Annotated in this window: 8 protein-coding genes; all 8 read right to left on the reverse strand. The window is 41.2% G+C overall.

Annotated elements, in window-relative coordinates; genetic code table 11:
- Positions 1–118: 118 nt before the first annotated feature.
- The 8 genes from EHW90_RS13555 to EHW90_RS10810 all read right to left on the reverse strand — a co-directional run bounded on the left by EHW90_RS13555 (position 119) and on the right by EHW90_RS10810 (position 18,451).
- Entirely contained in the window at positions 119–4,930 is a 4,812-nt protein-coding gene (locus EHW90_RS13555; protein WP_243113988.1) for an InlB B-repeat-containing protein, read from the reverse strand.
- 17 nt (positions 4,931–4,947) lie between these two features.
- Positions 4,948–9,660, reverse strand: a complete 4,713-nt coding sequence (locus EHW90_RS13645) for a hypothetical protein (RefSeq protein ID WP_279221904.1) — start codon at positions 9,658–9,660, stop codon at positions 4,948–4,950.
- A gap of 12 nt (positions 9,661–9,672) precedes the next feature.
- On the reverse strand, positions 9,673–11,766 hold the full coding sequence (locus tag EHW90_RS10785; protein WP_124952774.1) for a hypothetical protein: 2,094 nt from the start codon (positions 11,764–11,766) through the stop codon (positions 9,673–9,675).
- A 15-nt stretch (positions 11,767–11,781) separates the two neighbouring features.
- Positions 11,782–13,389, reverse strand: a complete 1,608-nt coding sequence (locus tag EHW90_RS10790; protein WP_124952775.1) for an N-acetylmuramoyl-L-alanine amidase family protein — start codon at positions 13,387–13,389, stop codon at positions 11,782–11,784.
- Between the two features lie 776 nt (positions 13,390–14,165).
- Complete coding sequence (locus EHW90_RS10795; protein ID WP_124952776.1) at positions 14,166–14,864, reverse strand: hypothetical protein; 699 nt, start codon at positions 14,862–14,864, stop codon at positions 14,166–14,168.
- A 289-nt stretch (positions 14,865–15,153) separates the two neighbouring features.
- Positions 15,154–16,095 (reverse strand): ROK family glucokinase, encoded by a 942-nt coding sequence (locus tag EHW90_RS10800; protein WP_124952777.1) that lies wholly within the window; start codon positions 16,093–16,095, stop codon positions 15,154–15,156.
- A 19-nt stretch (positions 16,096–16,114) separates the two neighbouring features.
- Positions 16,115–17,353, reverse strand: a complete 1,239-nt coding sequence (locus EHW90_RS10805) for a DUF5711 family protein (protein ID WP_124952778.1) — start codon at positions 17,351–17,353, stop codon at positions 16,115–16,117.
- A 3-nt stretch (positions 17,354–17,356) separates the two neighbouring features.
- Complete coding sequence (locus EHW90_RS10810; protein WP_124952779.1) at positions 17,357–18,451, reverse strand: hypothetical protein; 1,095 nt, start codon at positions 18,449–18,451, stop codon at positions 17,357–17,359.
- Positions 18,452–18,456 lie beyond the last annotated feature (5 nt).

The raw sequence follows: 18,456 nt of genomic DNA on the forward strand, positions 1-18,456 counted from the left end.
TTTTTACGCATCAAAAATACTTATATATATTATAAATTTTTTCACCAATATTTTCAAGATGTATACAAAAAGGCCCCCGCACCTAAGTGCGAGAGCCCCACATTATGCTTTACTTAGATTATCTTCTCCAAGCTCCGCTTTCATTTACATGATATCCGTCAGGTGTATTTTCATTCTGATACATTGAACCAAGTGGTCTTGAGTTCACGTCTCCGAAATTCCATCTGCCTGTAGCGTTATCATAGAACCATGTCTGTGCCGGTGCTGTAGGATTTAAGAAGTAATACTCTCCTCCTATCTTGCTCCAGTTTGTATGCATAGCTCCGTTGTTTGCATCAAGATAGTACCATCTGCCGTCCTGGCCGTCATGATGCCATCCCTTTACCATCTCTCCGAAGAATCCGTTATGATTCATTGACAGATAATACCATGTATTTCCGTCTAAGAACCAGCCTGAGTTCATGATGTTGTCATCACCGAAGTGATACCACTCAGACTTTGTCTGACCCTCGTATGTATAGCTTAGATAAGCCCAGCCCTTTACTCTTCCGCCTGCTGTGAGGTTGAATACCCACTTGCTGCTGTCAGGGTTTGCTGTAGCCTGCGCAGGATTTAATAACTCCCAGTTACCGTCCTGACCTACTCTAAGTCCGGCTGTCTGTCCGGCTGCCGCTCTTCTTCCGGCGCTTCCAGAACCTCCGCCTGAACCGCCACGGCCACCACGACCTCTTCCGCCGCCGCCGTTTCTTAAGTTCAATGTCGGCAATAAAGCGTTCAATGCATCAAGCGCTGCCTGAAGTTCCGCTGTTGATGACTTTCTGTTGATTCTGTCTAAGATTGCCTGTGCTGCAGCCAACTGTGCTGTTAATCTTCCCTGTGAATTTGCATCGTAGTCTCTTAAGCTTCTTCTTGCATCATTCACTGCTGAAGTTAAATCTCTCTCAGCTTTTGCTCTTGCAACCTTATCGTTTGAATAGAATACATATAAAGTCTCATCAGATGTTACTCTCAATGTAGGATCATATGCCTGATATGTATCCTTATCGGTACTCAGTCCTTCATAATGCCATGTGATACCGTTGTTGTCAATGTAATCACCTGTGATACTTCCTGAATAAAGGCTTGCCTTATCGTTTACAACCTCTGTTGATCTTATTGTAAAGTTTGTGATAAGAGAGTTGTCTCTGTTATCCTTTATCTTTACCTTATATACTACAGGTGTTGTGTATCCGAAGATATAGCTCTTTCCTGATTGAAGGTTAATATCAAACTGTCCCGGATATGTTGAGCTTGGATTCTCAAAATCTCCGCTTAATGCACTTACCGCATTTGAGCTTGTTGCCAACTCATGGAATGTGTATTCTCTTGTTGACATCAATGCTCCTGTCTCTACAGTTGTATCAAGATTGATACTTCCTCCTGCCGGTGTATAATCCACCCAGTTGTTTGTTGCAGTATCAAACTTTTGTACCTTGATATTCATAAGGAATACTGCACTGTATGTATCTGTAAGTGTATCTGCTATCAGGTTCTTTATAGGTGTAGGTACACTGTTCTTATCAATAACAACTCTGAATCTTCCTGTATCATTGATAACAGGATTTACAGCTCCTATTGACTTTCCTGAAGAGATATTGTCGTTATATACATTTCCGTCCCAACTTGTTCCGTCACTATACATTGCCTGTACCTTTACAGGTCTGTTCGGCATTGTAAATGTGATTCTTGCATTGGTTGTTGCACTGCTGCTTGGTAAGCCGCTTACAACTTCCCAGTTGCTGAATGTATTTGATGCATTATCAAGCGGCTGTGCCAAAATCTCTACCGTTGTTCCAGGTGCAAGATTTCTAAGCTTGTTGATATCTGTTTCCGCCTGACCGTTTATCTTGAAGTTTGCAGGTAATGCTGCATTATTTGCAATAACTGTTACATCAAATGTATTTACTGTTAAACCGAGATTGTTTGTGCTTACAGGTAAATCCGCTCCTGCCGCCTGTCTTTGAGCAGGTGTATCATTGCTTCCTGTCTGTCTCGGTACTACATGGTATGTTCTTCCCGGATCAAGATTTCCGAATGTCACGGTACCGACTCCATGTGAATTGTTTGTCGGTGTAGTGAACGGATATACTGTATTTCCGTTATCGTCTACCAATGCATACTCTGTATTAGGTGCTGTAGGACTTACTTTAATACTTGCTCTTCCCGGATTTGCACTGTCTTCAGTTACCTGTGGTGTAGGTGCTACCGGTATTGTTGCAGGTGACGGTGTAGTGCTTACTCCCCCTGTTGTAGGTATCTGCAATCCCACTGCTACACTTGCACTTGGCAATGCTGTATATACATTATATGTATTACCCGGTGTTAGGAACGGTCCTGTAATGTTCGCACCGTTGGTTAAAACATCACTACCCGGTACTACCGCTACTACATTGCCGCTGTTATCTGTTACTACATAGTTAAGTCTTGCATCAATTAATGCAGATCCCGAAGGATTCATTGAATTTGAAGGATCTATTGCTATAACAGGCTCTCCTGTAGTCGGATTAAGACTTGGTGTAGGTATCGGATTATACGGAGTAGCCGGTGTATTAGGTACGGCATAAGCTGTGAATGTCATGCCGTTCATGCTTGTAATATCTGTTGCAGGTGTTACCACTGCACCGCTGCTGTCCTTCCATACAACTGTATATCCTGAAGCAACTGTTATTCCACCTGCCGCTTCATCAACATAATTTGCCAAGTCTGCAAATGTCAATGTTCTAGGGTTACCGCTTATATCTATATTCGGTAACTTTGCTATACCGCCCTGTAAAAGACCTACATGTCGTGTATCTGATGAAACAAAGTTATATGTGTTTAATGTATTAGGATTTTCCTTAAACAATGCTTTGATTGTTATATTTGATACACTTGACGGTATTCCTGTAATTGTAAAGTCAAACGGTGAAGATGAAGGTGCATCTACAAATCCGTTTCCATCCTTATCATACTGCCAATGATCAAACTCAAATCCCGGATCCGGTGTAGGTGTAGGCAAGTAACTTTCCTTAAGAGTCAACTCATAAGTGTTATTTGTGGCGTTTATATTCTCCCTTGCACGTGTGATAACGTGATTTATATTTCCCGGATCATACTCGGCACTGCCTACCATTAACTTTCCGCCTGTATTTGTCTCAGCCTGAACTCCTACAACTGCAGACGGGTTTATTCTGTAAGTTACAATAAGTGTCTCACTTGTTGACGGTGCTCCTGATGCTGTACTTACTCCTACATGGAATTTCTCATTTGTACCAAGTGACCAGCTTCCGTTAAGTGAAGAAACTGATGTAGGTGTATATGAATTTATCCAACTTGGAAGGTTTACCGCATCTATAGTAGGATTCGGTTGATACAAATCAAGCTTTGGAGCAGGTATATCTATACCGCTTGTAGATGCATTATTTACATATGCTACAAGTTGTTCACCGGTTGTTCCAAGCGGTGCACTGTAAACAGTATTTAATGTCGCTGCCGTTTGGTTTGTTGATGTGTTAGGGTCTGCAGATATGTTACCTAATTTATTTATAACCTTATCTGTAATATTGTTTCCGTCAGCATCCTGATATATTACATTTATATGTGTTCTAAAGTTAGGATTTAAAACATAGTTATATGTAACTGTAACACCTTGGTTTGGCATATGTCCGATAACTTTATTGGATGCATCCACCTTAATCTCATTAGGATCAACTCCTGTAGGTGCCTGTCCGGCAGGTAATCCCTTGCTGGCATTCTTTGTATTATGTATCAAATACTTATTAAGATTTGAATAATTGTTTCCTGTTCGGTTAATTACTGCCTCATCCTTTACATACTTTACATCAGCCTTCTCTTTTGGATCATCTGCAGCACTAAGCTTAACTGTAGGTGCTGTTGTAGTACCTACGGTAGAACCTACAAGCATATACATACCGTTTGCTGTTATATTAGGATCGTCTTTAATGTTAGATGTTCCGACATCAAAGCCTGTAGGCCTATGCTCTGTCTTTCTTACCTGATTTTTAACCAAAGTAGCAAGACCTGTAGTCGGATCAACCTGATATATGTTATCTTCAATGCTTAATGTAAACACTTTGCTTGTATCAACATCATACTTATATTGAATGTTAACATCTCTGTTTATAGCATTTCCCGATACTGTACCGTCATTATAAGTAAAATTGGTGTCAGTAAGAGTTCTTGTTGCACTTCCTGTAGGATTTACAATACTAACAGTGTCATTTAGGCTTGTATTTACTATCTTGAATCCACCGATCTCTGTTATCGGGTTTGTTTGGAAATACTTAAGTGTATTTACAGCACTGTCTGCAGCACTATGATTTGTATTGTTATAACTTCCCTTTGTATTTCCGTCAATTCCCGGTACAAAGACATTACTGTTTGCAGGTACATGAGTAACATTGATATTGTAGTATTTACTTGTATCAGCTTTCAGACCCATATAATATGTACTGGTTGTATATGGATATCTTGTCTGATCAAGTCTGTCCATCTCTTGTGAATACCTACCGTTAGGTCCATTATACCACGCATCTATCTTGTAGCCGTCAAGATCAAGCCCTTTCCAATTACTGCCGTAAAATGTTGTTGCATCATTATAATCATATCCGGCAGTTGGAGAAGTTTTATAAAAAGGCATATACACATAATCGTTACTGTCTGTTTCCAGACCGCTTCCGGTTAGAGGTGCACTTCCCTTTATTATACTTCCCGGAGTACCACCACTTATAGTCTTATTACTTAACCACTTAACAGAAGGATTAAGAGTAGCAAAGTCAAAAGTGATATCACCGTTTGCCGCATATGCCGGCATTGCCGGTGCGAGCATGACAAGAGCCATACTCGCAGACAATGCAGCAGAAACCTTTGCTTTTATTGTCTTTCTTCTCATTTTTTCTCCTATGTCACTTAGTTCCAAGCACCGTTAGCATCTACAGTGTAGCCGTCAGGAGTCTTCTCACCGGCATACATAGAACCATACGGTCTTACACTATTGTTCAAGTAGTTCCACTTGAATGCGGCGGCATCCCACTCATAGGTTTTCTGTGGAGTATTGGTGTTGAAATAATACCACTTACCACCGATATTTTGCCATCCTGTAAGCATCTCACCGTTTGAATTCAGGTAATACCATCTACCGTCCTGCTTATCAAGATGCCATCCTGTTACAAGGATACCTGTATTGTCATTCATGTAATACCACTTGTTTGTCTTAGGATCCTTTACCCAGCCTGTTACCATCTGACCGAGATCAGGACCTTCATTTGTATTCATATAATACCAGTTACCGTTCTTTGAGTCATATACCCAACCTGTTGCCATAGTTGACTGACCGTCGAAGTAATACCAGCGAGATACTTTCTTTCCTGTGTTGTCATCAAATGTGATCATACCCCACATATCGTTGATAGGTGTTCCTCCGTTAAGTACGAATGACCATCCCTTTGTTACAGGGTTTTTCTCCCAAGCACCGTCTACGCCGAGTACGAACGCTCTTACATTGCTGCCTTCGTTTCTTGCTGTACTCTGCTGTGACTTCTCTCCCGGAGTCAGAAGCTTACTTCCTCTACCGCTTGATGAGTTACCACCGCCGCTGGCACCGCCGGTTCTCTTAATTCTTGCAGCCTGTCTGTCGCTTGCACCCTTTGAGTACTTATTGATAACTGCTCTAAGTGCATCAATGGCCTGCTGAAGCTCTGCCCAGTTTGCCTGTCTGAGATATGTAGTACCGTCAGGAGCTACAAGATCTCTTGCCTGTCTGAGAGTCTCAAGTGCATGTGCAATTGCCTCGTTGATCTCGGCAACCTCACCTGCCTTAAGATACGGATCTCCTGTAAGATCTTTAGCTATATCAATAGTATCGCCAAGATCTACTCTTGCCTTTGCTACTTCTTTTCTGTTGTCGGAGTAGTAAGCATAGATAACCATTCTCTTTGTTACAGGGCTTGTTGTGTCGTATACAGAAAGCTTATCTTCCTTCTTTGACCAGTTCTTGTAGTCATACTGTACACCGTAGATATCTTCAAACGGTGTTACAAGTGCATTTGCCACATCATTTTGTGCATATGCAGTGACTGCCGCATAGTCGCTTGAATAGTAGCTGTCTTCTACGTTTTCTTTTCTTCTTACCTTGAACTTCTTATAGAAGTTTCTGCTTGTATCATTCAAGTGTAAGTTGTCAAGTACAGGTTTGTTGTCAATGAATGTAACCTTGAATGTCTTTGAGTAAACAAGTACATATGAATGTTGCAAGTTACCTGTGAACTTAAGAAGTCCGGCATTGTTTGCCACATCGGTTGTAATTGTTACTTCAACAGGTGTTATATTACCTGCATTGTCAGGTGTTACATCATATAATTGATAATCAAGCTGATCAACATCCTCTGCAGGAAGCTGTGCTATCACATCAACTGTTGCGTTTGAAGCGGTTGCAACGATACCGTTGTTTACAAGTCTGCCGTTTACATATCTTTCAAGCTGGATATCAAGTCCGTATGCAGCTGTATGTGCATCAGGATGGTCGATACCTGAAATTGAAACAGGTTTTACAGCAGTCTTCTCATTTGTCTTTGCGTCTCTCTTGTTGAATACAACCTTATATTCTATGTTTGCACCGTTTACACTGTTAAGTGATCTGTCAAGCGGTGTTGTAAGTGTATTTGCAAGTCCCGGAATCTGGTTTGGATCAAGTCCGAACTCACCGGCACTACCGCCTCTTATTGTCTCTGTAAGATCCGCATCATCACCTGCTATCTTGGTAGGTTCATATACAGCCTTAAGTACAATATTTGAATTTGAAAGAGTGAATGTGTAGTCAGCCTGTGTAATATTACCGCTAACTCCTACAGCTCTTCCTGCAAGTACCTGCCAATATAGGAAGTTCTTGCCGTTTGCATTAACAGGATCTGCATGAATGGTTACTGTCTCTCCTGCCTTTGCCTGATCATATGTATCGTTTCCGACACTTGTTGTTCCTACAGATACTACGCTACCGTCCTTAGTCTCTACAACGTACTTAGGTGCGTCAGCCATATCTCCAGGGTTTGCTATTATCTGATTACCGTCAGGAAGCTTAGTGAGCGGGTTAGGAATAGAGCTGTCGCCCTTCTTTCTTGCCACTACTGTATAAGTTTCATTAGGGTTTAGGTTGTTGAAAGTAACTGTTGAAGGATTGTTTCCTACAGGAGTCATCCAGCCGTTGTCACTTCCAGGGTATGGAACGACATTTCCGTTCTCGTCTATAAGTGCATAGTCCGCATCAGGATCTGCCGGGTTGATAACGATCTGTGCCATACCGTCATTGTCAGGATCGTATCCTATATTGTAGTTGCTGTCTACTGTAGGTACATATACATCCTGCGGTGTAGATACCGATGTACCTGTTATAGAAGAAATAGGCTGACCTACTGTAGCATGTGTATCAGGTGTTCCTTCCTGTACATTGTAATGAGCGCCAGGGATAAGGTTTGGAACTACTGTTCTGTTACCCACCGAATCTCCCGGAACTACCGCTACTATATTACCGTTAGGATCGCTGATAACATATACGTTACCAGGTGTTGTACCGTCTATTACTATCTCACCGCTACCGTCGTTTCCGATACGTCCTGTCGGTGTGATGTTACCTGTATTTGTACCCCAAGTATTAGGGTCCTGACTGAATATTGCAGTATATGTTGCATGATTTGTCAGTGTGCTTGTTGCCTGCATAGGTGTTCCGTTAGGATCCTTCCAACCGTTGAATATATAGTTGGCTACAGGTGTAGCTGTCGGCAACTGTGTTGATATCTGATTCCATGTGTAATCATATGGAACATGAAGTGTTGCCGGAGCTGAGATTGAACCGTTGCTTCCGGCTGCAAAGTTAATATCGAACCACTGACTTGGGTCCTCTACGAACTTGGCATAAAGTGTAAGCGGTGTTGTTCCTGTAGGGAATGTATCTGTACCGTTTACCTGCTGTGTTGCTGCCGCGTCGAGATACCATCCGTCAAACTTATAATATCTGTTCGGTGTGATATCAGGTACATAGCCTTCTGTCTTTAACTTATCAAATGTATAAGCGTTCGCATTACCTGCCGCACTTCCGTCATTTGCAAGGAAACTTGTCGGTGCTCCTGCCGGTAACGGATTGATTGAACCGTTGTTGTTAGGTGTTGCCGCTACAGCAAAGTTGATATCTCTCCACTTTGATGCGTCTCTACCTAATTTATAATCTGCTCTTATACCATTTCCGCTAAGAGGCATAGTACCTGTAAGTGTACCTCCGGCTCCTACAGTAAGAGAACTTGCAGGATCCAATGTTACGCTTGATGAAGCATCCCATGCATATCCGTAGAGTCTGTCACCTTCTGTAGTTCCTGCTGCCGGTATTGATGCATTTACTGTATCTCCAGGATTCATCGCATCTACTTGACTTGCAATTATTCTGTTATTTAATCTGTCAATATACCTTCTTACAAGGTTCATTCCTGCATCAGCATTATACTTATATATTATTGTAACAGGCTGATTCGGCATAAAGCCTCTAAACTCACCTGTTGTTGTATTATTTGCCGTTATCATTCCAGGCTGGTCAAGACCTATTATATATTGACCCGGTGTTGTAGGTGTTTCAGCTACCAAGTTTGAAGTTCCACCGGCTACAATGCTGAATGTATTATATGTATATCCTGTAATTGTTGCATCAGGAGCTGCCGATATAGGCTGTTCAGCTCTTCTTTGTTCAACTATCGGTGTTATCAAATCATTTCCTGCAGCATCTTGATGCTTAACAGTAAACGGCTGTTTAACACTTGGATTTACTCTATATCTATAGTTTACGCTTATTCCTCTTGGAGGCATGCTTGCTATAGTAACATTTCCTGAACCTGTATTTATAGTTCCTACACTTGCCGGATTAACCGTTACACTATTGTAATCATATCCCGGTATTGTTACAGGATTCTTTGTTACATTAGTTGTTACTGAATGATTGGTTATGTCTGAACCGAAGTTCAACGGCAAAGTCGCATTCATATTCTTATGGCTTCTTGTCACAGGATACTGTGTTGTATCAGGTGTCCATTTAGCATAAAGATAAACTGTTCCTTTGACTGAAGGACTTGGGAATGATGTAAATGCAGCTATATCCGTATCTCCGGTAGTATATGTACCGCTATGATCATTGTCATTATATTTTTCCCATCTGTCAAATACAAATCCAAGCTTCGACGGAGTAGGTAAATCTGCAGCTGTATATATTGATGCTCCTGATTGTACAGGCTCCACCTTATCAGCTATAGTATTTCCGCCATTTGAATCAAACTTGTATCTCACTTCCTCTTTTGCAAGCTTTATAACAATATCTGTATTGGCTGTAGGCATTGTTCCTGTTATAGAACCGTTATTATTGTTAATACCTGCCGGAAGTGTTCCGTCTACACTGTCATATGAATATCCTGCCACTGTAGGCATTGCAAGATCTATATCTTTTCCTGCCGACAATGATTTCAGATATGGGTTTGAAGTAACATGATTTGTACCTGTTCCTGTCCATGACATATTTGCAAAGTTTACAGAACTTCCGTCCGGTAACTGATATGTGACACTAAGATCATACAAATCTGTCTTTAAGTACAAAGCACCGGCTATCTAATTTCCTGTTGTAGTTCCTACCGGAGTTGCAGGATCTGCAGTAGTCGCATTTACTATATGCTGTCCGTCTCCATCAGGCTCAAAGTTTGATGTTGAATATGGTAATGCACCGCCTGTAGCTCTGTCGGCATAATCTACAATATATGTAGCCTGATCACTTGTCTGAGGTAAGCTTGCACTCTCCAGTGTTATACCGACAGTACCTGTATACTTGTCTCCGCTCTTTACCCATAACGGCTTATCTCCGACTTGCACATTTGCCTTCTTCACGCCTGTAGGAAGCTTATGTGTCACAGGATCAGGTGTACTTGGTGCTGTAGCTGCCGCCGCTTCTCCATTTGTATTACCTGTGATGCTTGCACCTCTGTTTAAAGTAACCGGATGATCAGCACTTGAGCTTACCATTACCGCATCTCCGTCTCCTGTAGAGAAGTTACCTGTGATCTTTGAGTTATCTCCGTCAAGAGCTAACACGGCACTTCCACCTACATTTATAGCGGAAGCTCCGTTCCCGCTTACTTTATTATTCTTAAGTGTAGCACCGCTCAGCATTTTTACAGTTCCTGCTGTAGCATCTACTATAGGTGCTGCAGCTGTAACATTGTTACCGTTACCGTCTATAGTAATATTTTGGAATGCCAATCCTGAAGTTGAACTTGTTAATTCAAACATCGCTCCGTCGTTAGCATGTCCGTTTGACTTTGTAGGCTTACGAGTAATTGTCTTCTTACCGGTTGAAGGTGTAGGCTCTGATGCAACATAACCCGTAGCATTATAATTAACACCTGCCGGTGCTCCGTCAAAATCAGCTGTTGTAATAGTTACCTGTTTACCGGCAGGTACTGAAACAGTATCATCTAAGCTAATGTCACCCTGTACATAGATATATGCCTTAGATGTGTAACCAAGCTGGCCTATTCTGGTCATAGCCTCTGCAATAGTCTTAACAGGAGTTCCCATAAATCCGTTACCGCTTGATGAGGCATTCGGATCTACATAGATAACTGCCGGAAGCATCGAAAGTTCAAAGCTGGCTGTCTTAGTCTCTCCGGGTTGTAAGTTAAAATAAGCACTGAAGCCGGCTGCCGAATCTCCCGGATTTATATATCCATACTTTGACTGTGAGAACACCCATGCAGTATGTGCTACACCCGCTGTGGTTGACCAACTACCTGCCCAAAATCTGGTCTCAGAAGGATCTCCTGCACCTCTATTGGTTATACCTGCAGGCTTTACGTCAAATACTGTACCGAATCCGTCATTATCATACGAACTGCTTGAGTTTTGAAAGTGAAGACCGTTCTTTGTAACAAATATAGGAACGGCATCCTGTCCTCCTATCATGGTATCAGTCTCATTTCCCACCATGAAATCTATAACACTGTTTGTAGGATTATAAGCTGTATACTCTACAACAACACCGCCGTCTTTTGTCGGCTTTACTTCCTGCCTTAATTCTACCTTTTTAGCACCGTCTACAATTTCTTGAACTTCACCATTATAATGACCGGTTCCTGTATGAAGTGCTCGTCTTGCAGTGCTTGTGTAGCTTGCACTTGTAGGTTCATTACCTGACCAAGTGTTGGTAGGATCCACAGGATTTGTAGCATTGTTTACCGCACCCATATTGCTTCTCAGCAACCATGGTGTACCGAAAGCGTAGTAACCGTGCCACCAGTTATCCTGAGTTCTATAAGCTGCCGCATATCGTGGGTTTGTACCCGGAGGAGTTGGAGCATTATTAGGATAGTATCCTCTTGAAGTATTTTCCCTATCTGAATCCTTTAAAACCGCTCCAACGTTAAATGTGTATGTATCTGTACCACCGCTTCCGGAGCTGTTTGTTCCTGTATGGCCTGTTGAATCACCAAAAACAAACGCTGTAGTATTTGATGATCCGTACACCCAACCGCCTACATTGTTCACAAGGCTATTTGAACCTGTGGGATTCAACGCAGTATTAGGCTGCAGCACAGTCGTCGCCGCCTGCGAAGTAAAACTTCCCAGCGGAGCGCCTGTAAGTGCCATTGCCGCTGTCAACAGCCCCGCAGTCGTCTGCTTAACCTTTCTTATTAAATTGTTTTTCTTCATATCTCTCCTCTAACCTTATCTGTCAAAGAGTACGAAATCACTGTCCAGATTGTTTGCACCGTCTGTCGCGAATGTGATCTCTGCACCCCATCTGTCATTTCTTTCAGCAGTAGAGTCATAGTGATAGAATCTACCATTTTTCTTTCTCGGTCTGTCGCCGTCAGCTACTCTTGCAACGAACTTTGAGTTGTCAACTATTATCCAATTGCCTTCGCCGTCTTTGAGTATCTTCTGACCCTTTACCTGCTTGCCGTTTGCGTCTACGACAACATATTCACCGTGACCTGTTCTTGTATCACGAAGAATTCCGTACTTAAGGTCTCCGTCAGCATCCAATCTAAGACCGTTATAATAGAACTTGTCATTGCTCTTTGCAAGTGTACACTTAGCTCCGATAGCCTTACCGTTGTCTCTGAAACCGAATACCGCATTCTGATCTCTAAGAGAAACTGTTACTTCACCTGTAACCATAGAACCGTCGTTAAGCTCATCTGTACCGAAGAGATACAAGTTACCTCTATCTATAGCTGCTATAGGTGAGTTGGTTGCGTCTGTAAGGAAGTCTTCCTTATTCCACTCATCTACATCATACTTGATACCGAATGTACCGTCTTCAAGCATTACTACAAATCCTGTCTGCATACGACCTATCTCATCGAAAGCATATCTTCTTCCAAGTACCGTAGCAATCTTGTCTTTGATGACATCTCCGTTCTTCTTTGTTCTGAACCAGCTGTGCTCCTGCGTATCGTAGTCATCCTGACTCATTACTTCATTAGGAACGCTGAATGTCCAGTAGTCATCTCTTTGCTCACCGTCTGTATCGAGTGAACCGTATTTTACTCTTGCGTTGCTTGAAGTTGCTCTGATGTTTGCACTTCTAAGTGAAAGCTGAGGTATCATTACACCGTTTTCATCAAAGAGATAATCCTTACCGTTAATCTCTCTTTGTTTTGAACGATCTGTACTGCTTGCAGCGTACTTTCTACCGTTGCTTCCAAAGTAGAGCCACATCTCGTCATACTCGCTGTAGTTTCTCTGTGCAAGCTCCGAATATCCCGGATTCTCTCCTACCTGTGAGTAGAGTAACCACTGATCCTGAAGCATTGCTCCGTCATCTCTGAAATAGTATACGGCAGTCTTGAAAGGATTTTCATCTTCTACCGCATTGCCCTCTGCGTCGAAGAATCCTGTCTGCATTACTCCGTCCTCATCGAAGAGATATTTCTTGCCGTTTATCTCTCTTGCGTATACTCTTCCTTCCTTACCCTTGTATGCCTTACCGTCAGGACCGAAGAAAAACCAACCTTCATTGTCGTCATCGTCTTTGGTCTGTATCCAACGGTTCGCAGCCATAGCGCCGTTAGCATCCAAGTAATAAGAGTTGTCGCCTATGGTAACGATTGAATCTTTTACCATATTTCCGTCATCACCTAAATAGTACCATGCGTCGCCTGACTTACGCCAAGCATCAGACACTGCGTTGTTGGCACTATCAAGGTATCTCCACTCTCCGCTTGAGTTGTCCCAGCCCTCTGCATGTGCTGTGCTTGGGAATACCCAGAGGAAAAGAGCGGAAATTGCCAGTAAGCCTGCTTGACTTACTACCCTCTTTTTCTTCATCAAACCACCTCCTTGATTGTGTGTCAACCGGAATACGGAGTCCTATATCATGCTCCACTTACATTCTCCATATAACTGTTCAACATAGCGGCATTAAATCAGTCTCTTTATATCCGGTTAGTTTATTTATATATTTTCTCCATGCAAACAAGACAACACAAAAAATATTTGCAAAATATATCAGTGTCACTTTCTTATCGGCATTAAAAAAAGTATATCATATTCATATTGTAAAAACTCACTCTAATTTACAGTCTTATATCTATTTCTATATTTTTGTATCTTGTATAATAATAAGTTCTTACACTTTGTGGAACTGTCATCAGTTCCTCTCTTCAATCCGTCATAAATCACATGAATAACCATTAAGATTTATGCCTATTTCAAACCTGCTTATGTCATATTTTACCCTGCCTATCCGACAATCGCTAATTATACTATTATATTTGTATAATACAACATTATAATAGTATTGAACAGTAGCTTTGTCAAATAAGTCAACTCGATGAATATCAGATATTTTTATTGTTTTTATATATTAGTCCAATTTAAACAGTCAAGTTCAACTAGCTATATTATATATGTTTTTCAACATTCTAGCATATTTTTATTATTTGTCAATGATAAAGTTTAGTTTCACTCAATTTGCTTTATGTAATTTTATTTTCTTACTTTTTCATAACAAAAAAATCGAATGAGTTTCCGGTATATTTATGCATATACTCAAATACTCATTCGATTTCATTGTTTATATCTTATATTATTATTGAATCTGTTTACTTCTTTGCTGTTGTGCTCTCTGCAGCTGTTGTCTCAGGTGTCTTCACCTCTGAAGGAGCCTTTGATTCAGCGCCTGTATTATCAAGAGCTATCTTATCCTCAGTAACTATTGCTACGGCACTGTCCTTTGTTATATTCTTATCTTTATCTACAGATACTACGAAATAATATCCTTCAGACTCGAATACCACTGTGCTCTCACCCTTCTGACCTACTGTAAGCAAAGCCTCGTTAGACTCAAGTCCTTTTTCTTCTTTTGCTTCCATCTGATTCATTGCATCGCTAAGGCTTACTTTATCTGCTGTAAAGCTGAGTATGTCCCCTGCCTTACCGCTTACGGCCTGAAGCATATATCCGCTTGTTCCGTCATTATAATAGTGGAACTCTCTTTCAGGATTTGTATACTTTACCAGTCTCTCTCCCGCATCTTCTTTGATATCATCCGATGCCGGATCTCCGAATGCCTTACCTATGTCGTCATATGACTCGTCAAGGTGATTTGCTATATCATAGTTTATATCCACTTTTACTGCAGCTGCTGTTGTAGTCTCGGCTGTAGTGCTTTCTGCAGCTGTTGTACTCTCCGCTACAGTCTGGCTTGATTCATTGGTATCTTTTTTTGAGCCGCATCCGCTAAAGAGTAATGCGCTTCCCATTGTTAATCCTAAAACTGTTATTAAAAATCTTTTTTTCATAGTTTTACCTCCTAAGTCAAACGGCAAGACCGCCTGAATTATTTCGTTATCTGACACTATATCACCACATCTCTCCAAAAACAAGCCTTATATATGAAAGTATTTTTAAGATATATGGTATTTTTTTATAAATACTGCTATACTTACTATGTTGTCGTCTCCCAATCTGACAATAAAAGAAAGCTTGGAGAGTCTCCCCTCTCCAAGCTTTCGCATTGTGATTATAATGAGCTGTTTCGTTCATCTCATATATGATGATAAACTTTAATCAGCAAAAAGTCAACCCCGACTATGATATTACAAGCTTTGCGGCGCCATATATTCCGGCATCGTTTCCAAGCTTGGCTATTACTATATCCGCCTTACTCTTTGTAATAGGTGTATAGTATATGAATTTTTCTCTTATCTTGTCTATAAGGAAATCTCCGGCTTTTGAAACACCTCCGCCTATTACAAATATCTCAGGGTCTACCGTCATTGCTATATGTGCCAGAGCTATTCCGAGGTATTTTGCCACTATATCGACCACTTCTATAGCAAGCTTGTCTCCGGCCTTTGCGGCATCAAGTACATCCTTGGCTGTCAAATCTTCTATCAGTGCAAGTCTTGAAGTGTCTTTTTTCTTTGCAAGAAGCTTCTTTGCTTCTCTGACTATTCCGGTGGCGCTGGATATCTGCTCAAGGCAACCCTTACCTCCACAGTTGCACTTTTCGGTCTCCGACTCTCTCACATGCATATGTCCTATTTCTCCGCCAAGTCCGTGTTTTCCCGGTACTATCTTGCCGTCTATTATGATGCCTCCGCCTACACCTGTGCCGAGTGTTACCATCACAACATCCTTGATATGTTTGGCACCGCCCATCCATGCTTCACCGAGTGCAGCCACATTGGCGTCATTGCCGAGCGCTACAGGCATACCGTCCAAAAGGTCTGAAAGGATTCTTGCAGGGAATACTTCTTTCCAGCCTATATTTACAACTACTTCTATGTAGCCGTTGGGCATTACAGGTCCCGGAACTCCCATTCCCACTCCTACACAGTCTGTAAGTGAAAGTCCGCCTTCTTTCAGGTTTTCTTTTATCGACTTGCCTATCTTTTCAATAAGAGCCTTTGTATCATTCTTCGGCTCTGTAGGTATCTCCCACTTTTTGAGCAATGTTCCGCTCAGTGTGAATATACCCAGCTTTACACTTGTTCCACCAATGTCAACTCCTACACATACCTGCTCCATAATTTCTCCTTTGCCGTGTTTATTTGAGTACTATACCTCTAAAGTCGTTATCCCCAAGCACTGTAAACCCTGATAAAAACCCGCTCTTTACAATCTTATGGATATTTACGTCCAGGCTTCCGCTGTATTTTATTACGCCTGATGTATTCATTATAATAGCATTATCGTTTTTTGTCATATATATATATCCTTTTTGCATATCGAGTTTATTAAAATCTCCCGCAAACTCTTTTTTAAGCAATACGCTTCCTGTCTTTGAATATATATATAGTGTATGATTGAATTTTTCCGAGGTGTTTTTATATACCACGCAGAGTCTGTCTCCCTCAAACGCTACCGCTTCTATATCATTCTCCGCCTTTATCGTCTTTACAAGTTTCGGCGACGCTATATTCTTTGATGAGAAAAAATACAGTCCGTCCGAAGCGATCGCCACCGAGTTTATTTTATCCAGATACTTTACCCTTGCCACCATGGATGAGACGAACTCTTCGTCAAAGCCGCCCACCACTCTGTTCGGCATATTTTTACCTATCTCCGAAAAGTCATAGAATACAACTCTTCCCATCATGGAGCTGCCTTTCAGATACTGGAATGCGGCAAGAAGTGCGGTTCCGTCAGGAGATATCGCAATATCTGTAGGGAAACCGTCTCCCGATAGCTTTGATTTTACCGTTATATCAAGTTTTTTGCCTTCATTGTCAAAAAAAACTATATCTGTAGACTTCGATTCTTCCACAAGTGCCGTGACCACTCCGCTTTTTGAGACTATCGCCTTTATTATAGGAAGTTCGGTGTCTATGCTTGCCGCTTTTCCTTCCTTGGTGTAGCTTACTATCTGCTTACTTCCGACATCAAAGACTATTGCATACCTTCCGTTGGTATTGGTCTTGGGGTTACTCATCTCATAGCTGTCCACCCAAACATTCTTGCCGTTTTTTTTCAGATAAACTGCTCCGTCTTTTGAATATTTCAAAAAACCGTTCCCAAGACTTATATAATCCACAAGGCTTCCTTCGCTTAACTCATGCATCCACTTCAGTTTGAACTTTGTATGAGTTTTAAATCTGTTTTGAAAGGCAAGCCCTAATATTATGATCCCTACCAAAACAAGGAGGAGTATGACAACTCTCCTCCCTTGTGTAAAAATATCCGCATTTTGCCTTCTTCTGGATCTTGGAGTATCTTCTTCAAGGTCAGAAGTGTCTATGATTCTGTTTTTTATTTCCTGCTTTTTCAGTTCTTTATCTTCTATCATCACTTACCCGTTTTGTCTTCTTTCATACAGATCTATAGCTTCACTGATGTTGTTTGCTTCTCCGTCTGTTATCAACTTTTGCAGTGCATCTATTTTTTCCGTATTTAAGAAGCCTCTTCCAAGATATGACTCGTATTTATCCGATATTGTCAAGTTTATCTGCGACCTTCTGTCAGCTATACTGCTTAAGCTTTTCTTTGTCATCTCAAGCTCACCGGTAAGACTTTCAAGCTTCTCTCTTGAGCTTTCCCTTATCTCATCTGTGATAATCTTTTTTGTATTGTTTTCAAAGTCGCTTACGGCCGCATTTCTCTTTGCATTCAGATCTGAAAGCTTATCGCTTACAGCCAGTATCTCATTATCAAAAGATGAGAGATCATATCTGTCATCCGCCGAATCATTGTTGATATCCTTTGTGATAAGAACAATTCTTTTCATATCGTGGTCTATATTGTCTCTCATCGCTCTTATCTTCATAAGGCTGTCTCTATGTCTTGCTTTGGTAAGGTTGCCTATAATGATATAGAGTCCTCCTGTAATAAGCACTATAACAAAGTATATAAACGGAAGGTATATCGGCTTATGCTCAGGTATCAGCTTATATATAAGCACAGGCAATCCCAAAAAGAGTACCACTACAGTTATAAGTATCTTTATATAGTCAAAGAACTTATGCGGAAAATAAAATGTAAAATAGCTCCTTGTATTGCAGAATGCCGGAATGCCTACATTTTTCATTTCCTGCTTTATCTCGGACTTTATCGTTGCAATATGTTCTCTAAGGTCCTTTGTCTCGTCGGAGATTCTTTCACTTATCTTTTTGTTCTTCGCCTTTTCTTTTTTTGCTTCTGCCAGCCTCTTTTGCTCTTCGGCTTTTTTTATCTCACTGTCATATGTAGAAGTTATTTCTTTAAGTCTCTTTGCGGTGGTGTCGGCTATCTTATCCTCGGTAGCCTTTTTTTCCGAATCTATAGCCTTTGATATTCTATCACTTTCAAGGCTCAGTCTTTGTTCCTCAGTACTGAGTGTATCAAGCTCAAGCAAAGCATTTTTTGCACCCTCAAAGAAGCTTTCATAATCTAATATAGGTTCCGCCATTTATA

The organism is Lachnoanaerobaculum orale, from assembly GCF_003862485.1.
In the GTDB taxonomy this organism is placed as follows: domain Bacteria; phylum Bacillota; class Clostridia; order Lachnospirales; family Lachnospiraceae; genus Lachnoanaerobaculum; species Lachnoanaerobaculum orale.

Coding starts and splice junctions, on each gene's coding strand:
- EHW90_RS10795 (WP_124952776.1), bottom strand. CDS start 14,864: ATGAAAAAAAGATTTTTAATAACAGTTTTAGGATTAACAATGGGAAGC.
- EHW90_RS10805 (WP_124952778.1), bottom strand. CDS start 17,353: ATGATAGAAGATAAAGAACTGAAAAAGCAGGAAATAAAAAACAGAATC.
- EHW90_RS13555 (WP_243113988.1), bottom strand. CDS start 4,930: ATGAGAAGAAAGACAATAAAAGCAAAGGTTTCTGCTGCATTGTCTGCG.
- EHW90_RS10790 (WP_124952775.1), bottom strand. CDS start 13,389: ATGAAGAAAAAGAGGGTAGTAAGTCAAGCAGGCTTACTGGCAATTTCC.
- EHW90_RS10785 (WP_124952774.1), bottom strand. CDS start 11,766: ATGAAGAAAAACAATTTAATAAGAAAGGTTAAGCAGACGACTGCGGGG.
- EHW90_RS10810 (WP_124952779.1), bottom strand. CDS start 18,451: ATGGCGGAACCTATATTAGATTATGAAAGCTTCTTTGAGGGTGCAAAA.
- EHW90_RS10800 (WP_124952777.1), bottom strand. CDS start 16,095: ATGGAGCAGGTATGTGTAGGAGTTGACATTGGTGGAACAAGTGTAAAG.